Annotated in this window: 16 protein-coding genes; 1 reads left to right on the top strand and 15 read right to left on the bottom strand. The window is 45.1% G+C overall.

Annotated elements, in window-relative coordinates; all coding sequences use genetic code 11:
* Positions 1 to 15 precede the first annotated feature (15 nt).
* Positions 16 to 684, bottom strand: a complete 669-nt coding sequence (gene queE, locus F0232_RS23940; RefSeq protein ID WP_308507424.1) for a 7-carboxy-7-deazaguanine synthase QueE — start codon at positions 682 to 684, stop codon at positions 16 to 18.
* A gap of 184 nt (positions 685 to 868) precedes the next feature.
* Between queE and F0232_RS23935 the strand changes: the two genes are divergently transcribed.
* Entirely contained in the window at positions 869 to 1,678 is an 810-nt protein-coding gene (locus tag F0232_RS23935) for a Cof-type HAD-IIB family hydrolase (protein WP_105057196.1), read from the top strand.
* Positions 1,679 to 1,754: 76 nt separating this feature from the next.
* On the opposite strand, the gene F0232_RS23930 is transcribed toward F0232_RS23935, so the two are convergent.
* From F0232_RS23930 to F0232_RS23865, 14 genes are all read right to left on the bottom strand, one after another.
* Positions 1,755 to 3,167 carry a phosphatase PAP2 family protein gene (locus tag F0232_RS23930; protein ID WP_105057197.1) on the bottom strand — a complete coding sequence of 471 codons (1,413 nt, stop codon included), beginning with the start codon at positions 3,165 to 3,167 and terminating at the stop codon, positions 1,755 to 1,757.
* An 83-nt stretch (positions 3,168 to 3,250) separates the two neighbouring features.
* On the bottom strand, positions 3,251 to 3,730 hold the full coding sequence (locus F0232_RS23925) for a GNAT family N-acetyltransferase (protein WP_105057198.1): 480 nt from the start codon (positions 3,728 to 3,730) through the stop codon (positions 3,251 to 3,253).
* Positions 3,731 to 3,920: 190 nt separating this feature from the next.
* Positions 3,921 to 4,331 carry a glycine zipper domain-containing protein gene (locus tag F0232_RS23920; protein ID WP_105057199.1) on the bottom strand — a complete coding sequence of 137 codons (411 nt, stop codon included), beginning with the start codon at positions 4,329 to 4,331 and terminating at the stop codon, positions 3,921 to 3,923.
* 223 nt (positions 4,332 to 4,554) lie between these two features.
* Positions 4,555 to 6,459, bottom strand: coding sequence for a propionyl-CoA synthetase (locus F0232_RS23915; protein WP_105057200.1), 1,905 nt, complete (start codon positions 6,457 to 6,459; stop codon positions 4,555 to 4,557).
* 116 nt (positions 6,460 to 6,575) lie between these two features.
* Positions 6,576 to 7,748 carry a 2-methylaconitate cis-trans isomerase PrpF gene (gene prpF / locus F0232_RS23910; RefSeq protein ID WP_105057201.1) on the bottom strand — a complete coding sequence of 391 codons (1,173 nt, stop codon included), beginning with the start codon at positions 7,746 to 7,748 and terminating at the stop codon, positions 6,576 to 6,578.
* A gap of 9 nt (positions 7,749 to 7,757) precedes the next feature.
* Complete coding sequence (gene acnD / locus F0232_RS23905) at positions 7,758 to 10,412, bottom strand: Fe/S-dependent 2-methylisocitrate dehydratase AcnD (protein WP_105057202.1); 2,655 nt, start codon at positions 10,410 to 10,412, stop codon at positions 7,758 to 7,760.
* A 78-nt stretch (positions 10,413 to 10,490) separates the two neighbouring features.
* Entirely contained in the window at positions 10,491 to 11,681 is a 1,191-nt protein-coding gene (prpC, locus tag F0232_RS23900) for a 2-methylcitrate synthase (protein ID WP_105057203.1), read from the bottom strand.
* A 159-nt stretch (positions 11,682 to 11,840) separates the two neighbouring features.
* On the bottom strand, positions 11,841 to 12,737 hold the full coding sequence (gene prpB / locus F0232_RS23895; RefSeq protein WP_061033476.1) for a methylisocitrate lyase: 897 nt from the start codon (positions 12,735 to 12,737) through the stop codon (positions 11,841 to 11,843).
* Between the two features lie 37 nt (positions 12,738 to 12,774).
* A complete protein-coding gene (locus tag F0232_RS23890) occupies positions 12,775 to 13,494 on the bottom strand; it encodes a GntR family transcriptional regulator (protein WP_105057204.1) in 720 nt (239 codons plus the stop codon).
* Positions 13,495 to 13,784: 290 nt separating this feature from the next.
* Positions 13,785 to 14,105: a hypothetical protein gene (locus F0232_RS23885; RefSeq protein ID WP_239936268.1), complete on the bottom strand. Its 321-nt coding sequence runs from the start codon at positions 14,103 to 14,105 to the stop codon at positions 13,785 to 13,787.
* Positions 14,106 to 14,292: 187 nt separating this feature from the next.
* The gene (locus F0232_RS23880) at positions 14,293 to 15,072 is read right to left on the bottom strand and encodes a winged helix-turn-helix domain-containing protein (protein ID WP_061033478.1); all 780 of its coding nucleotides are present in this window, start codon (positions 15,070 to 15,072) and stop codon (positions 14,293 to 14,295) included.
* A gap of 334 nt (positions 15,073 to 15,406) precedes the next feature.
* Positions 15,407 to 17,041, bottom strand: coding sequence for a carboxylesterase family protein (locus F0232_RS23875; RefSeq protein ID WP_105057847.1), 1,635 nt, complete (start codon positions 17,039 to 17,041; stop codon positions 15,407 to 15,409).
* Positions 17,042 to 17,131: 90 nt separating this feature from the next.
* Positions 17,132 to 19,729, bottom strand: coding sequence for a hypothetical protein (locus tag F0232_RS23870; RefSeq protein WP_105057205.1), 2,598 nt, complete (start codon positions 19,727 to 19,729; stop codon positions 17,132 to 17,134).
* Positions 19,730 to 20,071: 342 nt separating this feature from the next.
* The gene (locus F0232_RS23865; RefSeq protein ID WP_253821987.1) at positions 20,072 to 20,737 is read right to left on the bottom strand and encodes a hypothetical protein; all 666 of its coding nucleotides are present in this window, start codon (positions 20,735 to 20,737) and stop codon (positions 20,072 to 20,074) included.
* Positions 20,738 to 20,936: the final 199 nt, after the last annotated feature.

Below are 20,936 nucleotides of genomic sequence, written 5' to 3'. Positions count from 1 at the left end.
CTACAAAGTCACAAACTATGCGATGCTCAAGTACTTATGAGTTTGAATTGATAAGCGCCAATTGCGCTCAATGCAGGTATCAATACAAAGCTTCGTCGCACGATCTTTTTGGCTAATTGGTTGTAGAGCAATCACAGTATCGTCAGATACTTCTGCTCGTTCCAGTAAACCATCAAGTTGCTCGATGTCCTTACTTGTTCCTACTGGGTGCTTAATCTCGTTAGCACGCTGTAGAGCGCTGTCTAAGATTTCCAGCTTCGCTTTCATTGCCACTTTAGGTGACACCGTAACCCAGGTGTCAGGTGTCGCTTTGACTTCGGATGTACCGCTAGTCTCAATTTGGCAGCGACAGCCGTGTTTCTCAAATGCTTCAGTAAGAGGGACAAGATCATAAATACATGGCTCACCACCTGTAATCACAATGTGTTTAGCCGTGTAACCTTGCTTGATATATTCATTGACGATTCCTTGAGCATCAATAGAAGACCAAGTCGGTGAATCCTCTGTCTTAACCATGATATCACCAAGGCTAGTCTCGTCTTGTGGCAAAGCTTCCCATGTCTGTTTGGTATCACACCAAGAACAGCCTACAGGGCAAATTTGCAGACGAACAAAAACAGCAGGAACGCCGGTAAACACGCCCTCACCCTGGATGGTTTCAAACATTTCGTTAATCTTGTACAACTTTCCCTCAGCTCAATCATTTGATGAAATTAATCAACCGCAGACCTTAAAGCACTTACCCCTCTTGGTCAAACAAATGAGTACTGATAAATCAGTTGATCAAAGCCCTAGCCTGAAGTTTCAAGTTCCCTTATCCTTTCGCCCATTAGATTTCGTTAGCTTTTAATTTTTAGTAAGGAACAACATGTACAAACTGATTGCTCTTGATATGGACGGTACACTTCTCAACAGTGACAAAGTGATTTCTCAAGAGAACAAAGATGCAATTGCTAAAGCTCGCGCTGCGGGTGTGAAAGTCGTTCTGGCTTCTGGCCGCCCTTTAGAAGGCATGCAAAGCAAACTCGATGAGCTTTCAATTAACGGCGAGGATGACTTTGTACTCTTCTACAATGGCTCTATGGTTCAGAATGTATCAACAAAAGAGATCATTCATAGCGAGATCAGTAATGGTAAAGCAGCAAAAGAAATCGCTGCACTTGCCGAACAGCTTGGTGGCTATGTCCATGCGTTCAGCAAAGTTCATGGTTTAATTACACCAGAGAACAACGAATACACCGGCATTGAGGCGCGCATTAACGGCTTAGATATTACCGAATTCGATTTTTCTCAGTTGGAAGACGACCACGAAATCATTAAAACCATGATTGTTGCTGAGCCAACGAAACTGACAGACATCATCAGTAAATTGCCACAACAGCTTAAGAATCAGTTTACTATTGTTCAGAGCGCACCTTTTTTCTTAGAGTTCCTAAATCCGAACTCGAACAAAGGTGTTGGTATTGAAGCCATTGCCAAACACTTAGGCATTACAGCCGAAGAAGTGATCTGTATGGGCGACGCTGAAAACGATCACCATATGCTGGAATACGCGGGTCTGGGCATTGCAATGGACAACGCGATGGAAGAAACCAAGAAACTGGCAGATCACATCACAGCAAGCAACGACAATCATGGCGTAGCCGTTGCGATTGAAAAGTTTATCTTTAACTCGTAATCATTCGACTGGTATCGTAGACATTAAAAAGGCTGTGCATTGCACAGCCTTTTTGTAGTTAACAAGTATCGTTCGACTATTTTCTTGACCAAGGCAAACGAAATGCCACAACACCAAACAAAATCAAAATTGGGAATCGTAATGTCTCAACAATAAATGAAGCGATGCCACTAAATGAAACAAAGCTCCCAGCCCAGCTAATCAATAGATTTCCCGCAAGCAACATCGCCATCACGCCTAGTACAACCTTAAACGAGAATTGACCGATTAAAGGTTTAGAGTCCGTTAGCGTCACCAGGCAAGCAATGGTCATTAAAATAGCGACCCAGAATGAGAACGTTGGCAATGGCCAAATAACTGTAAGTACGATTGATAGTAGGCATAAGCCCCACCAGACGCCTTTGGAGCTCAGTAGCACACTAATATCAACATCGGGTTTACTATCAAGTCTCACTATATGCCAAGTCGTTAAGGCGCCTAACAAACCGCCCATCAACACATCACTGAAAAATGCACTGCCCGTATAAGCTTTAAACAGCATAATCCAAAGTAGCCCGGCAAGTACAATCAGTATCGACTTCTGCTCAAAAAGACGTTTTAGTTTCCACAGCACCAACAAAGTTAAACTCACCCAAAGCGCTGCCAACAAACTTGGAAAACTATAACCACTGCTCATCACTAATTTCAATGTTGGGAGATAAGCGTGTGGACGTGGGAAACCAAACCCTTGGTGCGCTATCAAAGTCAGCAGTGTCACTGATATCAAGGTGAAACCGAACTTCAACGCAAAGTTGCGACCAAAATGCCAAGCGATTAATGGCAAAATCACAATGAAAGCCCACGGTTTTGCGAGTAGATCGGTCAATAGAACCGTATTAGAAAAGATACTAGGTAGGTTATCGAACATGTTTTGCAGCGAAACAATCCAACCTAGTTCAACTTGATGAACTTTTGGCGCTGCACCCACCAGCTCCGTTACGTAAGTCACAGGTTGGTTTGTCGCCGAAAGAAACAGCTCATTAATCTCAGACCACTGTTCTGGGTAGCGGTATTGATTTGCTGGTAGCGCAGTAGGAGGAAGCAACATCGCCCTGCTCACTTCGACGCCATAATGCGGAGCAAACCAAATAGGTAGCTCAAAGCCACCTATTTCGTTTCGAGCTTGATAACTGATCACCTCAGAATCTGAGATACAATCATAAATAACAGCGCTGTCAGTGTAACCAAGTACATCACCAACCGTTACGGATAGCCCCGCTTCTTCCCAGGTTTCGCGCTGCGCTGCGATAGCAGGTGATTCACCGGCGACTACGGTGCCTCCTGGGAGAGACAATTGCCCCGTGATCAGCTCATCAACTAACACAATTTGATTGTCAGCACGTACTACACACAAGGCGCCCGCAATATGATCAGGCAAGGTGTTGTTTGCCAAAGCGGGAGTAGTACTCAACAGAGAAATAATAAAAATCAATAGATATCGAATAGCCAACGAATTTACCTACAAATAATAGAAGAAATGGAGACTGCTATCGCAGTTGAACTATTGTAATGAAACACGCAAAGAATCGCTGTCTATGTTTTGTGCAAAGCCTTTCTCATCCATTGAATGTGAGGTGTGAACCCCATTTTTTGATAGAAGTCCTTGGCAGGAGAGTTAAAGTCCCAAACCTCGACGAACACTTGCGTTACACCATAGTCTTCGAAAGTGGATTCGATACGCTTAAACAACGCCAGTGCAACATCCGCTTTTCGGTATTCCGGTAAAACAAAAAGCTCATCGACACCCCCCATCTGAACCGGCTTACTCACAGTAGAGATCAGCTCGCAGAAATGCCCTGAAATGAAGCCCACAATCAGCTCACCTTTTAATGCTACATACACCAAGCATTCAGGGTCATCCAAGTATCTTACAATACTCTTCTCCTGCTCGATCTCTTCAGCCGTCTTAAAGTGCTCAGGACAAGCAATATGATGGTGATGGTGAAGATCAAACATCAACTCATTAAGTTGCTCTAGATCGGTGTGCTTTGCAGCTCTTAGTGTAACGTTCATTATGAGTACGGTTCTCAGCCCAATTAATTATCTAAACAGAGTCTAGTTTACTTGCCATCACTAGCTATACAAGTGATTGAATTAATTCGTTGTTTGAACCGTGTATTTTAGATACAAAAATGACCACGTTGTCGTGGTCATTCGCGTTGAGATGGGATGGTTGTTAAACCTATTGCGCAAGAGTCGAGCGTTATGCGCCGTCGCCTTTTTTCTCCTCTTTGCCTTCCTTAAGCTCAGCAAGCTGCTGTTCCAATTCAATCAACTTAATTTCCGCTTCGACTTCAGCGACTCGTTTCTCCGCATCAGTGCGGTTATCTTGCGACAAGCCATCAGCAGTCACTTGAGTTCGCTGAGCATTTCTCGCATCATCCGTATCCTTCATTGAACCCGCGACACCACCAGTAACACCACCCAACGCAGCACCTTTAACGGCCAAGCTTGCATCTCCAGTAAGTGCACCCGCTGTCGCTCCTAGTAACGCACCGCCTACCGCACCACGATTTCGTGCAGCATTCTCATTTTCGTTATCCATTGCCGGTGATGCACAGCCAGAAAGAGTCACAATCAGTGTCGCTAAAAGAAAAGGTTTAGTGAATGTCATAGGAGTCTCGCTTCGTTCTTCGTTTGGATTGACGCTATATTAAGCAGACGAACGAACAAGATAAATAAACGCAAGTTTAGATAAAACATAATGGCCTGCTATGTATAACCCAATTTATGCATAACGAAATACTAAGTGCTTTGTGAGCCAGGGTTCTCTCCCCAGACACAAAAAAGGCGATCCCATCGGATCGCCTATTAACCTGTATCAAATAAACCTCGCCCTATTTTCCGAGCTTTTGTGCGATCTCAGTTAAACTTGTTGGGTCATCAATCGTCGAAGGTACTACGTATTGTTCACCTTCTGCAATTTGACGTATGGTTCTTCGTAAGATTTTACCAGAACGCGTCTTAGGCAATCTCTCGACTACTAAGGCTTGCTTGAAGCAGGCGACAGCACCAATCTCATTTCGAACCTTACCCACTAACTCAGCTTGAAGGTCTTCTCCATCCACTTTCACTCCATCTTTAAGAACAACTAATCCGAGAGGAAGCTGACCTTTTAGTTCATCGTAAATACCAACCACAGCACATTCAGCAATGGCAGGGTGGCCACCAACAATTTCTTCCATTTCACCAGTAGACAAACGGTGCCCCGCGACATTTATCACATCATCAATTCGGCCCATAATAAATAGGTAACCATCTTCATCAAGGTAACCGCCATCTCCCGAGACGTAGTACCCTGGGAATTGGCTTAAATAACCCGATTCAAACCTATCGTGGTTGCGCCATACCGTCGGTAAGCAACCAGGTGGAAGTGGTCGTTTTAATGCCACGAAACCTTGTTGGTTAGCTTGTGCAGGCTCACCCAACTCATTGAGGATCTCCACTTGATAACCCGGCACAGGTTTAGTTGAAGAACCCGCCTTCACAGGCAAAGACTCAAGTCCTGTAGGATTAGCTGAGATAGCCCAACCAGTCTCAGTTTGCCACCAATGGTCGATAACTGGTTTATTCGTCTGAGATTCAACCCAGTCCAACGTTGGTGGGTCTAAACGCTCTCCTGCCATGAAAATCGACTTGAGTGATGATAAGTCATACTTGCTAAGTAACTCACCTGCGGGATCTTCTTTCTTTATCGCTCGAAATGCGGTTGGCGCAGAAAACAATACATCGACTTTGTATTCTTCACACACGCGCCAAAATGCGCCGGGATCTGGCGTTCGTACTGGCTTGCCTTCAAACAAAATGGTCGTACAACCATGAATCAATGGCGCATACACAATATAGGAATGCCCAACGACCCAACCGACATCAGAAGCAGCCCAAAACACACCGTCTTGCGGCATATCGTAGATAGTGCTCATCGAGTATTTCAACGCAACCGCATGACCACCATTATCACGTACAACCCCTTTTGGTTTGCCTGTCGTTCCAGAGGTATACAGTATATATAGTGGGTCTGTTGCAAGAACAGGTACACACACATGTGGCAAGGCATCCTCAACGGCTTGTTGCCAGAGTACATCGCGTTCGTTGTTCAATTCGGCTAGTGACTGCTCTCTTTGGAATACCACCACTTTTTCAGGCTTCCAGCGGCTGTCCATGATTGCGCGATCGACCATCGGTTTATATGGCAGCACCTTGTTAATCTCAACACCACAAGATGCAGTAATCAACACCTTCGGCTCGGCATCCTCAATTCGAACGGCAAGCTCATGAGGAGCGAATCCGCCAAACACAACCGAGTGAACCGCTCCCAGTCGAGCACAAGCCAACATTGCCATTGCCGCTTCAGGAATCATTGGCATGTAGATCACCACACGATCACCTTTGGTAACGCCTTGCGTGGCTAACATCCCAGCGACTTTAGCCACTTGGTTTCGCAATTGATTGTAAGTGTACGAGGATTGAGATCCGGTAACCGGAGAGTCGTAAATTAACGCGGTATTGTCACCACGGCCATTTTCACAATGATAATCCAAAGCCAACCAGCAAGTATTCATCACCCCATCAGGAAACCAACGTTCAATACCGTTATCGTCCGTTTGTAATATTATTTTTGGAGACTCAAACCAATCAATGGCTTGTGATTGTGTTTCCCAGAACGAATTGGGATCTTCCCTCGCCCATTGATACTCGGTGATGTAATCCGTTTCTCTAGTCATTCGATTTGTAGCAGACATAGTGCCACCTCCATGATTCATCCATTTTCCAAGCGCCTGCCCTTTGGCAGTAGCACTTGATTGCGCTCTTTTCTCAGCGTTGTGTTCGGAACATTTAACCGAACACGCAAATCGCTTTACTTGGGAAAAGGCACACGAATGGCACCTTCCATGATCACTCGGGCACTACGACTCATAATCGCCCTCTCAATTTTCCATCCGCTTTCTGTCTCTAGCGCTTTAGCACCTACCTTCAATGTTCCTGATGGGTGCCCAAAAGTCACAAAGTCACGAGAGCCTCCTCCCGCCGCTAAATTCACTAGCGTGCCCGGAACACTCGCAGCTGAAGCAATCGCAACCGCAGCTGTGCCCATCATGGCGTGATGCAATTGCCCCATAGACAGAGCGCGTACCAGCAGGTCTGTCTCATCCACAGTAACTGACTTGCCACTTGAAGCTTGATAGTCTTGAGGCTTAGCAACAAACGCAACCTTCGGAGTGTGTTGGCGTGATTCAGCTTGTTCTAACGACTCAATAAGCCCCATCGCGACTGCGCCATGAGCTCGGATAGACTCAAACAATGCCAAGGCGTTTGGATCACTATTGATATCTGATTGAAGCTCAGTGCCTTGATATCCGACCGATTCAGCATCAACAAAAATGGTCGGTATCCCAGCATTGATGTAAGTCGCTTTGATGCAACCTAACTCCGGGACATCTAAGAAATCGACCACATTTCCTGTCGGAAACATCGACCCACTCGCGTCAGCTGGATCGAGAAAATCGACCTGAATTTCTGCGGCGGGGAAAGTCACACCATCAAGTTCAAAATCCCCCAACTCTTGAACTTCACCGTCCACGATAGGCACATGAACAATAATGGTTTTCTCGATATTGACTTGCCATACTCGCACTTCGACCACACCGTTTTCAGGAATACGGCTTGAATCAACTAATCCAGTATGAATGGCGAATGGACCAATCGCCGCAGACAAATTACCGCAGTTACCGCTCCAATCGACAAATGGCTTGTCTATTGCTACTTGACCAAAGAGGTAGTCAACATCGTGATCGGTTTTATCACTCTTCGACACGATGACGGTTTTACTGGTACTGGAGGTCGCACCGCCCATACCATCAGTTTGCTTACCATAAGGATCTGGGCTGCCAATCACACGTAGAAGAAACTCGTCTCTCGCAGGCCCCGCAACTTGCGCCGCTTCGGGTAAGTCATTCAAGCAGAAGAAAACACCTTTGCTGGTTCCTCCACGCATATAAGTTGCTGGGACTTTTATCTGTTTAATGTTCATCACAGGCTCCTATTGCGCGAGAAAGTCTTTGGCAAAGCGTTGTAATACGCCACCAGCGCTATACACACTTACTTCGTCTGCCGTATCCAATCTACAGGTCACTGGCACATCAAGTTTTTCTCCGCTTTTACGAGTGATCACTAAAGCCAAATCAGAACCCGCCTGGATGTCGCCATACACGTCGTACAGTTCGGTCCCATCCAACTCTAAGGTGTTGCGATTGATTCCCGCTTTGAATTGCAAAGGCAAAACGCCCATACCCACTAAGTTAGTTCTGTGGATTCGCTCAAAACCTTCAGCAACAATCACTTCAACACCCGCTAATCGGACGCCTTTAGCCGCCCAGTCGCGTGATGAACCTTGTCCATAGTCTGCGCCAGCCACAACAATCAAAGGTTGTTTACGGTTCATGTAGGTTTCTATCGCTTCCCACATTCGGGTAACCTGCCCTTCGGGCTCAACTCGGGCTAATGAACCTTGCACGACTTCTCCAGCGTCCTTCACCATTTCGTTAAACAGTTTTGGGTTGGCGAATGTTGCTCGTTGCGCGGTTAAATGATCGCCACGATGTGTCGCGTAAGAGTTAAAGTCTTCTTCTGGAACGTCCATTTTTGCGAGATACTCACCTGCCGCACTTGATGCAAGAATCGCATTTGATGGCGATAGGTGATCCGTAGTGATGTTGTCACCTAAAATGGCTAAAGGCCTCATGCCAGATAGGCTTCGTTCACCTGCGAGAGCCCCTTCCCAATAAGGCGGTCTACGAATATAGGTACTTTGAGGTCGCCAGTCATAAAGCGGTTCAGTCGTTACCTGTTCCCCATCCGGCTGGAACATTTTCACGTAGATTTGTTGGAATTGCTGAGGCTTAACATGCTCCCCCACAACCGCATCGATCTCCGCATCACTCGGCCACAAGTCACTTAAATAGATTGGTTTACCATTGTTGTCAGTGCCTAAGCTGTCTTTCTCGATATCAAAGCGAATCGTACCCGCTAAGGCATAAGCAACCACCAATGGCGGTGAGGCTAGAAAGGCTTGTTTTGCATAAGGATGGATTCGACCATCAAAATTTCGATTGCCCGATAACACCGCAGTGGAATAGAGGTCGCGCTCAATGATCTCTTGTTGAATTTGAGGGTCCAACGCTCCACTCATACCGTTACACGTCGTACATGCATAGCCGACAATGCCGAAACCCAACTGTTCCAGTTCTGGAAGTAAACCTGCCGACTCTAAATAGAGCTTGGCAACCTTAGATCCTGGAGCAAATGACGTTTTCACCCAAGGCTTACGAACCAGACCAAGTTGATTCGCTTTTTTTGCCACTAGCCCTGCCGCCACTACGTTTCTTGGGTTACTGGTATTGGTGCAAGAGGTAATCGCCGCGATAATAACCGCGCCATCTGGCATTTGCTCTTCGCTATATTGTTCCGCGTGTTGCGCTTTCCAAGAAGCTTGGCTGATACCCTGCTGAGCAAGCTCACTGGTTGGTAAACGGCGATGTGGGTTCGAAGGTCCTGCGAGGTTTCGCTCAACTTTCGACAAATCAAACTCCAATACACGCTCATATTGAGCCGAATCAAAATCATCCGCCCAGAGTCCGGTTTGCTTTGCGTAAAGCTCAACTAACTCTACTTGCTCAGGATCACGACCTGTCAATTTAAGGTATTGAATGGTCTGCTCATCGATATAGAACATACCTGCCGTCGCGCCGTATTCAGGTGTCATGTTTGAGATAGTCGCACGATCACCAATGGTCAGTGCACGAGCACCTTCACCGAAGAATTCCAAGTAGCTTGAAACCACTCTTTCATTGCGAAGAAACTCAGTAATAGCAAGCACAATATCGGTTGCGGTAATGCCTTCTTGTCTCTGACCAGTCAGTTTAACGCCCACAATATCTGGCAAACGCATCATTGACGGACGACCGAGCATTACCGTCTCGGCTTCCAAACCACCGACACCAATCGCAATAACGCCCAGCGCATCAACGTGAGGAGTGTGACTATCGGTACCAACACAGGTATCTGGGAACGCAATACCTTGTTTAGATTGAATAACCGGAGACATTTTCTCCAAGTTAATCTGGTGCATAATTCCGTTACCCGCGGGAATAACACTGACGTTTTTAAATGCCGTTTTACACCATTCAATGAAATGAAAACGATCTTCGTTTCGGCGCTCCTCTATTGCACGGTTTTTATCAAAAGCTTCGCTATCAAATCCTGCATGCTCGACAGCTAAAGAGTGATCCACAATCAGTTGAGTTTCGACCACAGGGTTTACTTTGGCTGGATCCCCACCTTGGTCAGCAATCGCATCTCGTAAGCCCGCTAAATCAACCAAAGCGGTCTGACCCAGAATGTCATGACACACGACACGCGCTGGATACCAAGGAAAGTCTAAGTCGCTCTTACGTTCTATGATCTGTTTTAAGCTGTCTTCTAGGGTTTCAGGATCGCAGCGTCTTACCAATTGCTCCGCCAGCACTCTCGACGTATAAGGCAAGGTTTTATAGCTGCCCGGAGATATCGCGTCTACCGCTTCACGGGCGTCGAAATATTCCAAGCCAGTTCCCGGTAGAGCCTTTCTGTATTGGCTATTTTCAACGCCTATATTTTGATCAAGGCTCGGGGTTTTCTCAATTTTCACATCAGACATACATCCACCATTATCTAAAATTCTATTCATTGGTTCTCAAGGACGACTCGATATATGAGCCACCTTGAGACAGAAGGATTAACGTAAATGAATAGGGAGCCAGTCTTGATGCTCTGGCCCGGTGTAGTCTGCACTTGGACGAATGATGCGGTTGTTTTCTCTTTGCTCAAACACATGCGCCGTCCAACCGGTAAGGCGACTCATCACAAAGATAGGCGTAAATAGTTTGGTAGGAATATCCATGAAGTGATAAGCAGAAGCATGGAAGAAATCCGCATTACAAAACAGGCCTTTTTCACGCTTCATTACCGCTTCAACGCGTTCAGATACCGCGTAAAGCTGCTCGTCGCCAACTTCTTGTGCTAGCTCTTTTGACCAACGTTTAATTAGCGCGTTGCGTGGGTCACTCTCGCGATAAATGGCATGACCGAAGCCCATGATTTTGTCTTTGTTAGCAAGCATCTTCATGATGTTCACTTCAGCTTCATCGGCGGTTTTCCAGTCTTGGATCATTTCCATTGCCGCTTCATTCGCACCGCCATGTAGAGGGCCTCTTAATGTGCCTATCGCTGCAGTTACACACGAATGAATATCCGACAGTGTTGATGCACAAACCCGAGCTGCAAAGGTAGAAGCATTAAATTCATGCTCGGCATAAAGCGTTAGCGAACAGTGCATGACCTTCTTATGCAGTTCACTCGGCGCTTTGTCCGTTAGCATCTTCAAGAAGTAGCCACCTAAACATGATTCGCTTTGATCCTGTGTATCAATTCGCACACCATCGTGACTGAAGCGATACCAATAGCAGATAATGGCAGGGAAAAGTGCAAGCATACGTTCTGTTGCTGATAGCTGCTCAGAGAAGTCAGATTCTTGCTCTAAGTTACCCAACATTGAGCAGCCTGTTCTCATCACATCCATAGGGTGAGCGTCTGCAGGGATAAGCTCTAAAGCGGCTTTCAACGGTTGAGGCAAGCCACGTAAACCAATCAACAATGTTTTGTAGTCGTCTAACTCTTTTTCACTAGGTAGATGACCTCTTAGTAGCAGGTGTGCTACTTCTTCAAATTGAGCATGATTCGCAAGGTCGGTTATGTCATAGCCACGGTAAGTTAAACCCGTTCCTGACTTGCCAACCGTACATAGCGCCGTCGAGCCCGCGCTTTGCCCTCGTAGGCCAGCACCACCAATCGCTGGTGCTGCACTTGCTTGTTGGTTTACCGCTGAAACATTATCGACAGTTGCTTTATCACTCAAAGATACAGACATGATGAACTCCTTCTCTGGGTTAGCCGCCCTGCACTCTTTGGTGCTGACTATTTATATTCAGTAACCGCAACTATCTCACTCGATTTCACGGACCCGATGTGGCTGACTAACCATTCACGTTATTGGATTAAGTTGATGTTTTAATATTTGAAACTGGTTTTATTCTTCACTCGAAAACAATTGATCCAGCTTGTTCTCGTAGTCGTGGTAGTTGAGGTGTTCGTAAAGCTCTTTACGAGTTTGCATTGAATCCAACAGCGCTTCTTGATTGCCTTCAACTAACAAGTGTTTGTAAACATTCTCTGCCGCTTTGTTCATCGCGCGGAATGCACTGAGTGGATAAAGCACCATGTCGACATGAGATTGCGCCAGTTCTTTGCAGTTGTAGAGTGGGGTTTGTCCAAACTCGGTAATGTTAGCCAAGATTGGCACATGCTTACCTGTTGCTGATTTCAGCGCCGCCGAGAACTTCACGTATTGGTCGAGCTGATTCATCGCTTCGGGGAAAATCATGTCCGCACCCGCTTCGACACACGCAATCGCACGTTCAATTGCACTATCTATCCCTTCAACCGCCAGAGCATCGGTTCGAGCCATGATCACAAAGCTCTCATCAGTTCTTGCATCGGTTGCCGCTTTTACTCGATCGACCATTTCCTGTTGGCTAACAATCGCTTTGTTTGGTCGATGACCACAGCGTTTCTGTGCCACTTGATCTTCCATATGAATAGCAGCAGCGCCCGCTTTTTCCATCGCTCGAATAGTTCGTGCGATATTGAACGCTCCACCAAATCCCGTATCGATATCCACCAGCAAAGGTAAATCACACGCGTTGGTAATGCGTTCCACATCCACCAACACATCGTTCAATGTGGTAATACCCAGATCAGGTAAACCGTAAGACGCATTGGCGATACCTCCACCAGACAAGTAGATAGCCTGATGACCCAAGTTCTTTGCCATCATTGCGCAATACGGATTCACCGTACCGACGATCTGAAGTGGATCATTGTCTTGCACAGCTTGGCGGAACTTCGCTCCTGCTGATAACTTCATAATGACGCTCCCTGTTAAATGTTTATTTGTCAGTTTTTTAATCCATATCTTTGGATTGAATTTGTTGCTCGATAAGCAGTCGGCTACCAGAGATATGTCGTCGCATCAGCATTTCTGCTAGCTCTTCATCACGGTTACGAATTGCTTGTAGGATATATTTATGTTCATCAAGCGCCTCTTTTGGCCGAGACTGTGCTCGTGGCGATTGATAGCGATACATTCGCAGTAAGTGGTAAAGCTCATCACACAATAAAGAAATGAGTTTGCTGTTACGGCTGGCTTTAATGATTCGATAATGGAAGTCGAAATCGCCGTGTTGATGAAAGTAGGAAGAACCCTCGACTTCATCGATATGTTGGGAATGTGTCGACAATAATCCTTCAAGCCCGATAAGCTCATCTTGTGTAATGTGTCTTGCTGCTAGCCTTGCAGCCATGCCTTCTAGAGCCTCTCGAACCGCGTAAAGCTCAAGTAACTTGTCAGCAGAAAAAGTAATCACTCGGGCGCCAACATGTGGAATTCGCTCGATGAGCCCGAGCCCTTCGACACGCATAATCGCTTCACGCAAAGGACCACGACTGACCTCAAAGCGTTTAGCTAACTCTGGTTCCGAGATCTTGCTACCCGGAGCTAACTCACCGTTGACTATCGCTTCAACCAAATACTCCGTCAGGCTTTCTGACTTGGTATTTTCTTTGTCTCCAACTCGCGTTTTGGTGTTGGCACTTAAGGTAAGATCTTTGATCGCGGTATTCATATTCACGCTGCCCACTTCTTATTGCCGACCTTAATTGTCAACAATCTCATAACATGAATATAAAATACACGATCAAATTGTCGACAATCAAGAAGATTGTCGACAATTTAGACTAAGGTATGACACTAAAAAGCTCAACAAGGTGGTGTAGGATTGGTGAATAGTCGTTAGCAGAGCTTAATCGCGTATTACGAGGTAAGTGAGGTGGTTGATACGAAACAGCACATCTTGGACATTTACTGTTTTACTCGTGCTTTGATTACAGGCATTAACGGGCAGCTATTGTTTCATCAGGTTATTGGCACGTATTGTTGACTGCGAGAACGCGATACCAACGTTGGGAACTCAAATATTCCCCCTTTGATAAGTACGATGTGTTGGCTAAAGTAATTCACGGCACTACGACTCACATCTCGGGTTCGCGTTTTCATTACGATGTCAGATGCCGTGAAAAACAGCTCTTCAAAATGAGGGTCGGTTTTATGTTCGGTAAAGTCCTCTACCTCAGAATCATATAAACAGTACTCGAAAACATTTTTGTGTCTCTCGACCACTTGCGCTTCAGAAGTAAATAACACCCCATCGCCGCTATTCGAAAAAGAGTAAGACATGATGGAAAAGTGCTCATCAGTAAAGTTGGTCGAGCTTAATGTCTTGAGTTTGAGCCCGTTCTTTCTTTCAACGTACTGTTTATAGTTGTAGACAAAGCTTAAGTTGTGACGATTCTGATGCGTATAATGCCTAATAAAAGAAAAAAGCATAAAAACTAAACTTAACAGAAAGAAAAAGTGATACTTATTAAAATTTTTCAAGGATATTTTTAATTTTTTCATTTTGAGAGTGAACTGAGATTATATAGTTATTAGCATAAGAGTTTTGCGATACATCTTCTAACGCATAGGCGAAGTAAACCTTCTTACCTTCAACTTGATAAAATAGCGTCATATCGGTATTCAGTTGACTAATAAGGTTCAATAATAGCTTAGGCGCAGTATGATCCCTTAAAGTGATCAGGTTGATATTATTACCAGCCTGACTCTCCAAGACCTTTAAATGGTAATCTGATGATATAAACGAATCTTTCATATATGGTGAGATCTGGGATAAACCTGAGTAAGCATAATCCTGGTACAAAAAATAACCACCAACAGCAAGATTTAAGCTAATAAAGAGCGTTAAAATAGGTTTTGCCTTGGTTGATATCTTGCTTGTAATCTCCTGATATAAGGGCTCGCTCTTTTCAATTTCTGGCTCTTCTGAGTCCAGGCTTATCAGTGCGTTATCGATAAACACATTCAGTTTAGTGCTTATGCTGTAACCAACACCACGGAATGCCGTAATTTCAACGTTCGCCTCTAGATCATAAAAGGCCTTTCTCAAAAGCGAAATACTTCGTTTTATCGACCCCTCAGTCACCACCTTGTTCTTCCAAACTGTATCTAATATGGTCGACTTTTCGACCATTTCTCCTTGCTTTTCCAATAAAAGAATAGCTAATTTAAACTCGTTATTATTGAGCAGTAATTCCTTTTCTCGATAAGTTATTTTATTTTTCCCACTATCAAATTCTACATTCATTGATAGAAAAACCTCATTAAAGCATTTAGATTCATAAAATCACATCGATTGTAATCACACATCAATTATACCTAGTAAGCAACTTGATAAACACAGTCGCCCAATCAGAATTGAAATGAATCCTAGAAAGGATTTAATTACCCCATATCACTACGCAAAAATAGAGGAAAAACGTTTACTATTTGACCTGAAATTTATTTGATTTACCAAGAAAATAAAAAAGCCACAGTTTTATACATAAACTGTGGCTTTTTGATTGATACCTCACCATTTAACTAACAAATAATTTAGAATAATAGTGATCAGGCTTTTGGTTTATCCTTGTGTAATATGACTAAAAAACCATCACTTGGTTTACTTGTTCACATAAGCTGGCATTAAGCGTGTTGTCCCAATCATTTTCCGTAACAAACTCACCGTTAGTGTTAAAGACCGTCACATTGTCTTTTTCTAAAGCGTATGGTGTGAACGTAGAGTTTTGTAACCACTGTGACATAAGGTCATCTTTAACAGACTTATCCTTATTAGAAAATTCAGCAGGTCCAGAGACTGCATTCACCTCATTACCGAAAATAAAAGAAAGCTCTGCACCATGACATGAACTCTCCGATGGCTTACACGTTTTGGCAAAGCTCTCTACGTAGTAGTCAGGCCACAGGCTAAAATCAGGTTGATAGTTGAACTGGTACAGCGCCGCATTCGAACCACCTGCAGCCAAGTTTTGCGCAACCTGTTGAGATGAACAAGCAAACAGCACTTGATTCATTAGTTTGCGGGCATTGGTTTTACGCTTTGCTGCGGTGCTATTCCAGAAGCTTAATTTGAACTCCGGGATATTACGCAGCTTAGAGCCCTTATCTGCACCGAAAAATAGATCAATCAGTGAGTTATAACTGCCTGGTAAATCAAGAAGCGCATCAAACGGCGCAACAAAGATATTCGACTCATCTTGGTTGAAACCCAGAGTCACATCAACACCATTTATCGATTTTAGTTCACTCGGCTGATACGGGACAGTCTCTCCATCGACATAGGGTGCCCAAGATAACAGACCCGCTGTTTTAGGGGTAATACTAGTCAAGCTATTCAGCTGCGTTGCTACAGCTTTCATTTGAACTTGAACATCCACGATCTCTTCAAAAGGCACGCTAGTAATGTCTTTGTCCTTTCCAAGCTTATCTTGAACAATACCCGCTACCCATTTCGCTGACTCGGCATCTTTGTACTTAACGCCATATGGATTACTTTCCATGATGGCACGTTGGTATAGGTGAGAGTTTTGTTGCTCATCCATTAATTGGATGCCAATCGACATCGCACCTGCACTTTCACCAAACAAAGTAATGTTGTCGGCATCGCCACCAAAACTATCAATATTGGCATGAATCCACTGCAACGCCGCCTTCTGGTCTTGGATACCGTAGTTACCAGAGTGTTGTTCACTGTAGTAGCTACCAAGAATACCCAAACGGTAATTCATGCTAACTAGAATAAAGGGGTTGCCCTCATCTGCATTTTTAGCAACAAGCTTCGCGCCATCAAACTGCTTAACTGTACTAGAGCCTAGCTCAAATGCACCGCCATGAATGAACACATAAACGGGCAGCTTTTCGCCTAGCTCAACCCCAGATGGGCGCCAAACGTTCGCATTTAAACAGTCTTCACTTTGTGTTTCTTGTACTACGCCGTTCGCTTCCATTGTGTGAGGTATTTGCGGGCAGATATCCCCTGCAGAAGTCACATCATAATGAACGCCAGCTTCAAAGTGACTAAGCTTGGGGGCCTGAAAGCGTTCTGCTGAAGCATATTTTACGCCCATAAACGCATCGACTTGTGATGAATAGCCCACCGGCGAATGCGCTAGGCCTTGTAGTGTCGCCCCTTCAATATCCACGCTTGGTGCTGCAATGGCTTGGTTGCTTAACGCTAGAACGGCGCTTGCAATCGAGATTGATAATGTATTTTTCATCGGTTTACTCAAAAATAGAGAATCAGTGTTATTCGTAAAAATCAAAAAAGGAGCAAGGTTTGTCACCTTGCTCCATATGCTTACAAACTATTATTCAGGAGCGACTGTCCAAGCGTTGTAACCTTTCTTCGTCTCAGTGAAATCAAGATTTGGTCGGCCCATTCCCGCTTCACACTTCGTTTCATTCGCTGGCAAAGAGAAGAATGCATTGTGTGGGTTAAACTCTGGGAAGAAACGATACACTTGGTCGAAAGCGACCGGCATATTCATTAAGCGGTTATCGACCATTCTGGTTGTGCCCGCGCGAACCAGTTCCCAACGCTCATTCCAGTTAACACGAACATACGCGTCGTAATCTGAGTTGTTGGTCGCCGTCAGCTGGATACGGCTCCAGTAATTAAAAAATGAACCACCCGTTTGGCATCTCATGGTTAAATCTACTGGCACAGTTTGTGGTCGGTTCGCTTCATTCTGAATACCGAAACGAGAAACAAACATGTATTGATTTGGTGTGCCTTTGTCACCATTTTTTGGATAGATGATAAGCTCATCTTTAACTGTCCAATCAACACCGCCACCACTTCGGTCAAAAATACGTCCATCTTCAACCGAAGTAATCGTCATCTCAGACGTATTTCCCGAAGCAATGATGGATTCTTCTAGGTGTTGATCAGATTGCGCTTGGAAAGAAAACAACTGAGATTTACCACTATCGACACTGCATCGTTCACTAGTAACTTTGTTACCTCTCACTGTTAAACAATCATCAGGGGCTGCAATAGGATCCATCGAGCGAATTTGAAAAACATTCGTTGGGTGGTTTATGGTACCTAATGCAGCAGGCAGAAACTTAAACAGTACGTTTCCATCGGTATCTTCGCCAACTGGCATAGAAGTATCACAGTCTTTGAAAGAAAATTGACCATACGTATTTGTCAGACATTGAACGCTTCCGTCGCTAGAGAAATTGAGAATACGCTTACCTCGATCACCGATAGCAATATTGAAGCGTTTTGACTTCACCTTACCAACCCCTTGTACACGGTAATGTGCGACGAGATCCAGTGGTAATACTACGTTAGCAAAGCGAGGAAGATATTTTGCGTATTCGCCGCCTAAATTCGCAGCAGCATCTGCGATAGAATCATTGAGTGTCGCAACATCAAGGTAGAATTGGCCCTCTTCAGAGAACTCAGAAGCATTCGCCAAAATAGTGCTATTGATTGTCTGCTCGACCAGTTTCAATGCTTCTTCAGCTAAGCTAGGTAGTTCAGGTACATACACCTTCACAAGCTCAACTAACGGGTATTCGGCTGTCCAAGTTACACTTTCCAAACCTGAAATGGCACTGTGATCCAGTGTATCCAATGACAATTGAATCCCCGTATCACGGATTTCTCGGCTGCCATTACGGCTGCCTTTGTTGGTAATATTTGTTACCGCGCCATTAATGTATGCGTTGCCGTAAAACACATCGTTCGTTGCATCTGCATCGGCAAGCACAATTTGGCTGGCATCAGTGTTGTACGTCACAACCGTAGAAACGTTGTTCCAAGTAAACGTCTGTTTGCCTGTGGTTTGAAGATCGAACGCGACGTCGTTTGTTACGTGGCCACCTTGTAACGTTTTAGTTTGGGTGCCCGCTTGGATGCTTTGTCGATTGTCATCATCTTGCCATACATTAAGACCCGTCAGTTTTACACCGCTACCGTTGGCAATAAAGTCACACGACTCCGGGGTGTTTTGTGTCAACACACAGGTACTGTCTGGGTTGTTAGAATCGACAATACGCATTGGCGATGCACTCAAGTAAGCGCCTTGGCCTGTCATTGTGGTGCGGCCTTGCGGATCAACAAAAGAAACCGGTGTGTCATTGTCGTTCAGCTTATAACCCAGCGATACACTGTAGAACGCCGCTGAATCCCAACCTTGCGAAGGAATAACCTGACCCGTGATGGTGTTATGACCACTGTTGATGCTTTGGCTTTGGCCTGATAGCGTTACCCACTCTGTTGTGGTGTTGTCTTCGCCAGTACCGACCGTTTTTTCCAGCAGCACTCGAATAGGTTGGTTAGCAAAACTGTTTGTGCTGCCATTAACTAAATCAAAGTCTAACGTGACATTGATTGGCGTTTGGGTCGCTAGCCACATTTTGCCGTCTCGGGTCAGGTTTTCACCTTTTGCCGGTGCAAATGTCGCGGATGCGTTTTCAATTTCAGGCGCATCAGGGATCAAATCGTCCATGATAAGGTCGCCGCCCCACATTCTGCGCACGCCATCGGCCACCCACAGTTCTATCTGAACACCGGTGCTGTGGTAACCAGACTCAGGAAGCAAACAAGACCACTGGTTGTTGCCTAAGCTCGAACAAGTAGAATTGTGATTATCAGAACCATGAATCACCACCTTAGATGGGGCTTGCTCTTGGTACCACTCACCCTGCGGGAACGATACCGGCGTGGTGAGTAAGACCTTTTGATTTGGCTCTAGAGTAAGCCCTTCCGGTTTAAAATTAGCCACACAATATGGACTGGCACCATGTGGGTTGAAATCTAAACACTTCAGGTGAGGGTCAATATTGTCCGCGCCATATTCGTTAGCAATGTTCTGAGAGTGTTGAGCAGCATGGGCTACTGAAATGCTGGCTAAGCTGGTTAGCAGCGCCGCATAAATAGGAGAAAATTTCATTAAGATTTCAGTCTCTTCGTTTGAAAATAACAGTATTTAAATGGAGATAAAGGCCTTTAAAACCTCAACCGCTTCGAGCTCGTTAGCAACGAATGCCATTGAATACGGTCAGCCAAATGGCCGTTGTTGGAAGTCACAGCCAAAAGCAAGCAACCTTTAAAGACAGGCCAAGCTTGTGCTTGATTTGGCGTGAAATACAGTGAATTACCGTTAGTTTAGGTTTTATGAGCTTTTTTTAGAGCTTGTTAATTCAATGAGTTAGCAGAAGTGAGCCCGCTTCGTAGAAAGCGGGCTCACTCAGTGAAAGAATCGCCAGTGTTATGGCTTAAGAAGCGCAGGCACCTAGTCACTTTGCAACGCGCAGGTGTGTAAAATGTCCAGAATCAGAGCATTTTCATCGATGGTGTCTTGGTAAGGGATGGTCGGTAGCCCTTCCAGCGCTAAGTGCAGCTTTTCTGCGGTATAACGGTAGCTATCAAACCCCTGATGTTTCCATAATTCAATCGAGGCAATTGCACGGTCAATACACGCCTCCATAGGTACCGGCTCCACTAAATCATCGACGGTCAGTTCACCGCCCCACATTCTGCGCACGCCATCGGCCACCCACATCTCAACTTCCATACCCGTGCTGTAGAAATCAGACTCAGGAAGCACACAAGACCACTGGCTATTCCCTAGGCTCGAACAGATAGAATCATGTGCATCAGAGCCACGAATCACCACCATTGCTGGGGCTTGCTCTTGGTACCACTCACCCTGCGGGAACGATACCGGCGTGGTAATCAATACCTTTTGATTTGGCTCTAGAGTAAGCCCTTCCGGTTTAAAATTAGCCACACAGAATTGACTGGCACCATGTGGGTTGAAATCTAAACACTGACGGTGAGGGTCAATATTGGCTGCGCCATAGCCTTCCGCAATGTTTTGAGAGTGTTGAGCAGCATTAGCTGCTGAAATGCTGGCTAAGCTGGTGAGCAATGCCGCGTAAATAGGAGAAAATTTCATGGTTGTTGGTCTCTTGGTGGTTAAATAAAAAGGTAAAAAGGTAAAAAGGTTAAAAGGCACAAGTCGGCCTGCTCTAGGAGCTATAGAAGCTAGCGCGTTGAATCGTGATTTTATAGGTACTGAGGCAGTGGAATATAAAGGCGAGAACAAACCTGCCATCCCACACTAGAGTAATATCCACAGCTGATTGGTATAAAAA

The organism is Vibrio sp. T3Y01, assembly GCF_013114525.1.
GTDB lineage: Bacteria > Pseudomonadota > Gammaproteobacteria > Enterobacterales > Vibrionaceae > Vibrio > Vibrio chagasii_B.
The sequence above is the reverse complement of the archived record's forward strand: the minus strand, read 5'-3'. Positions and strand labels throughout refer to the sequence as shown.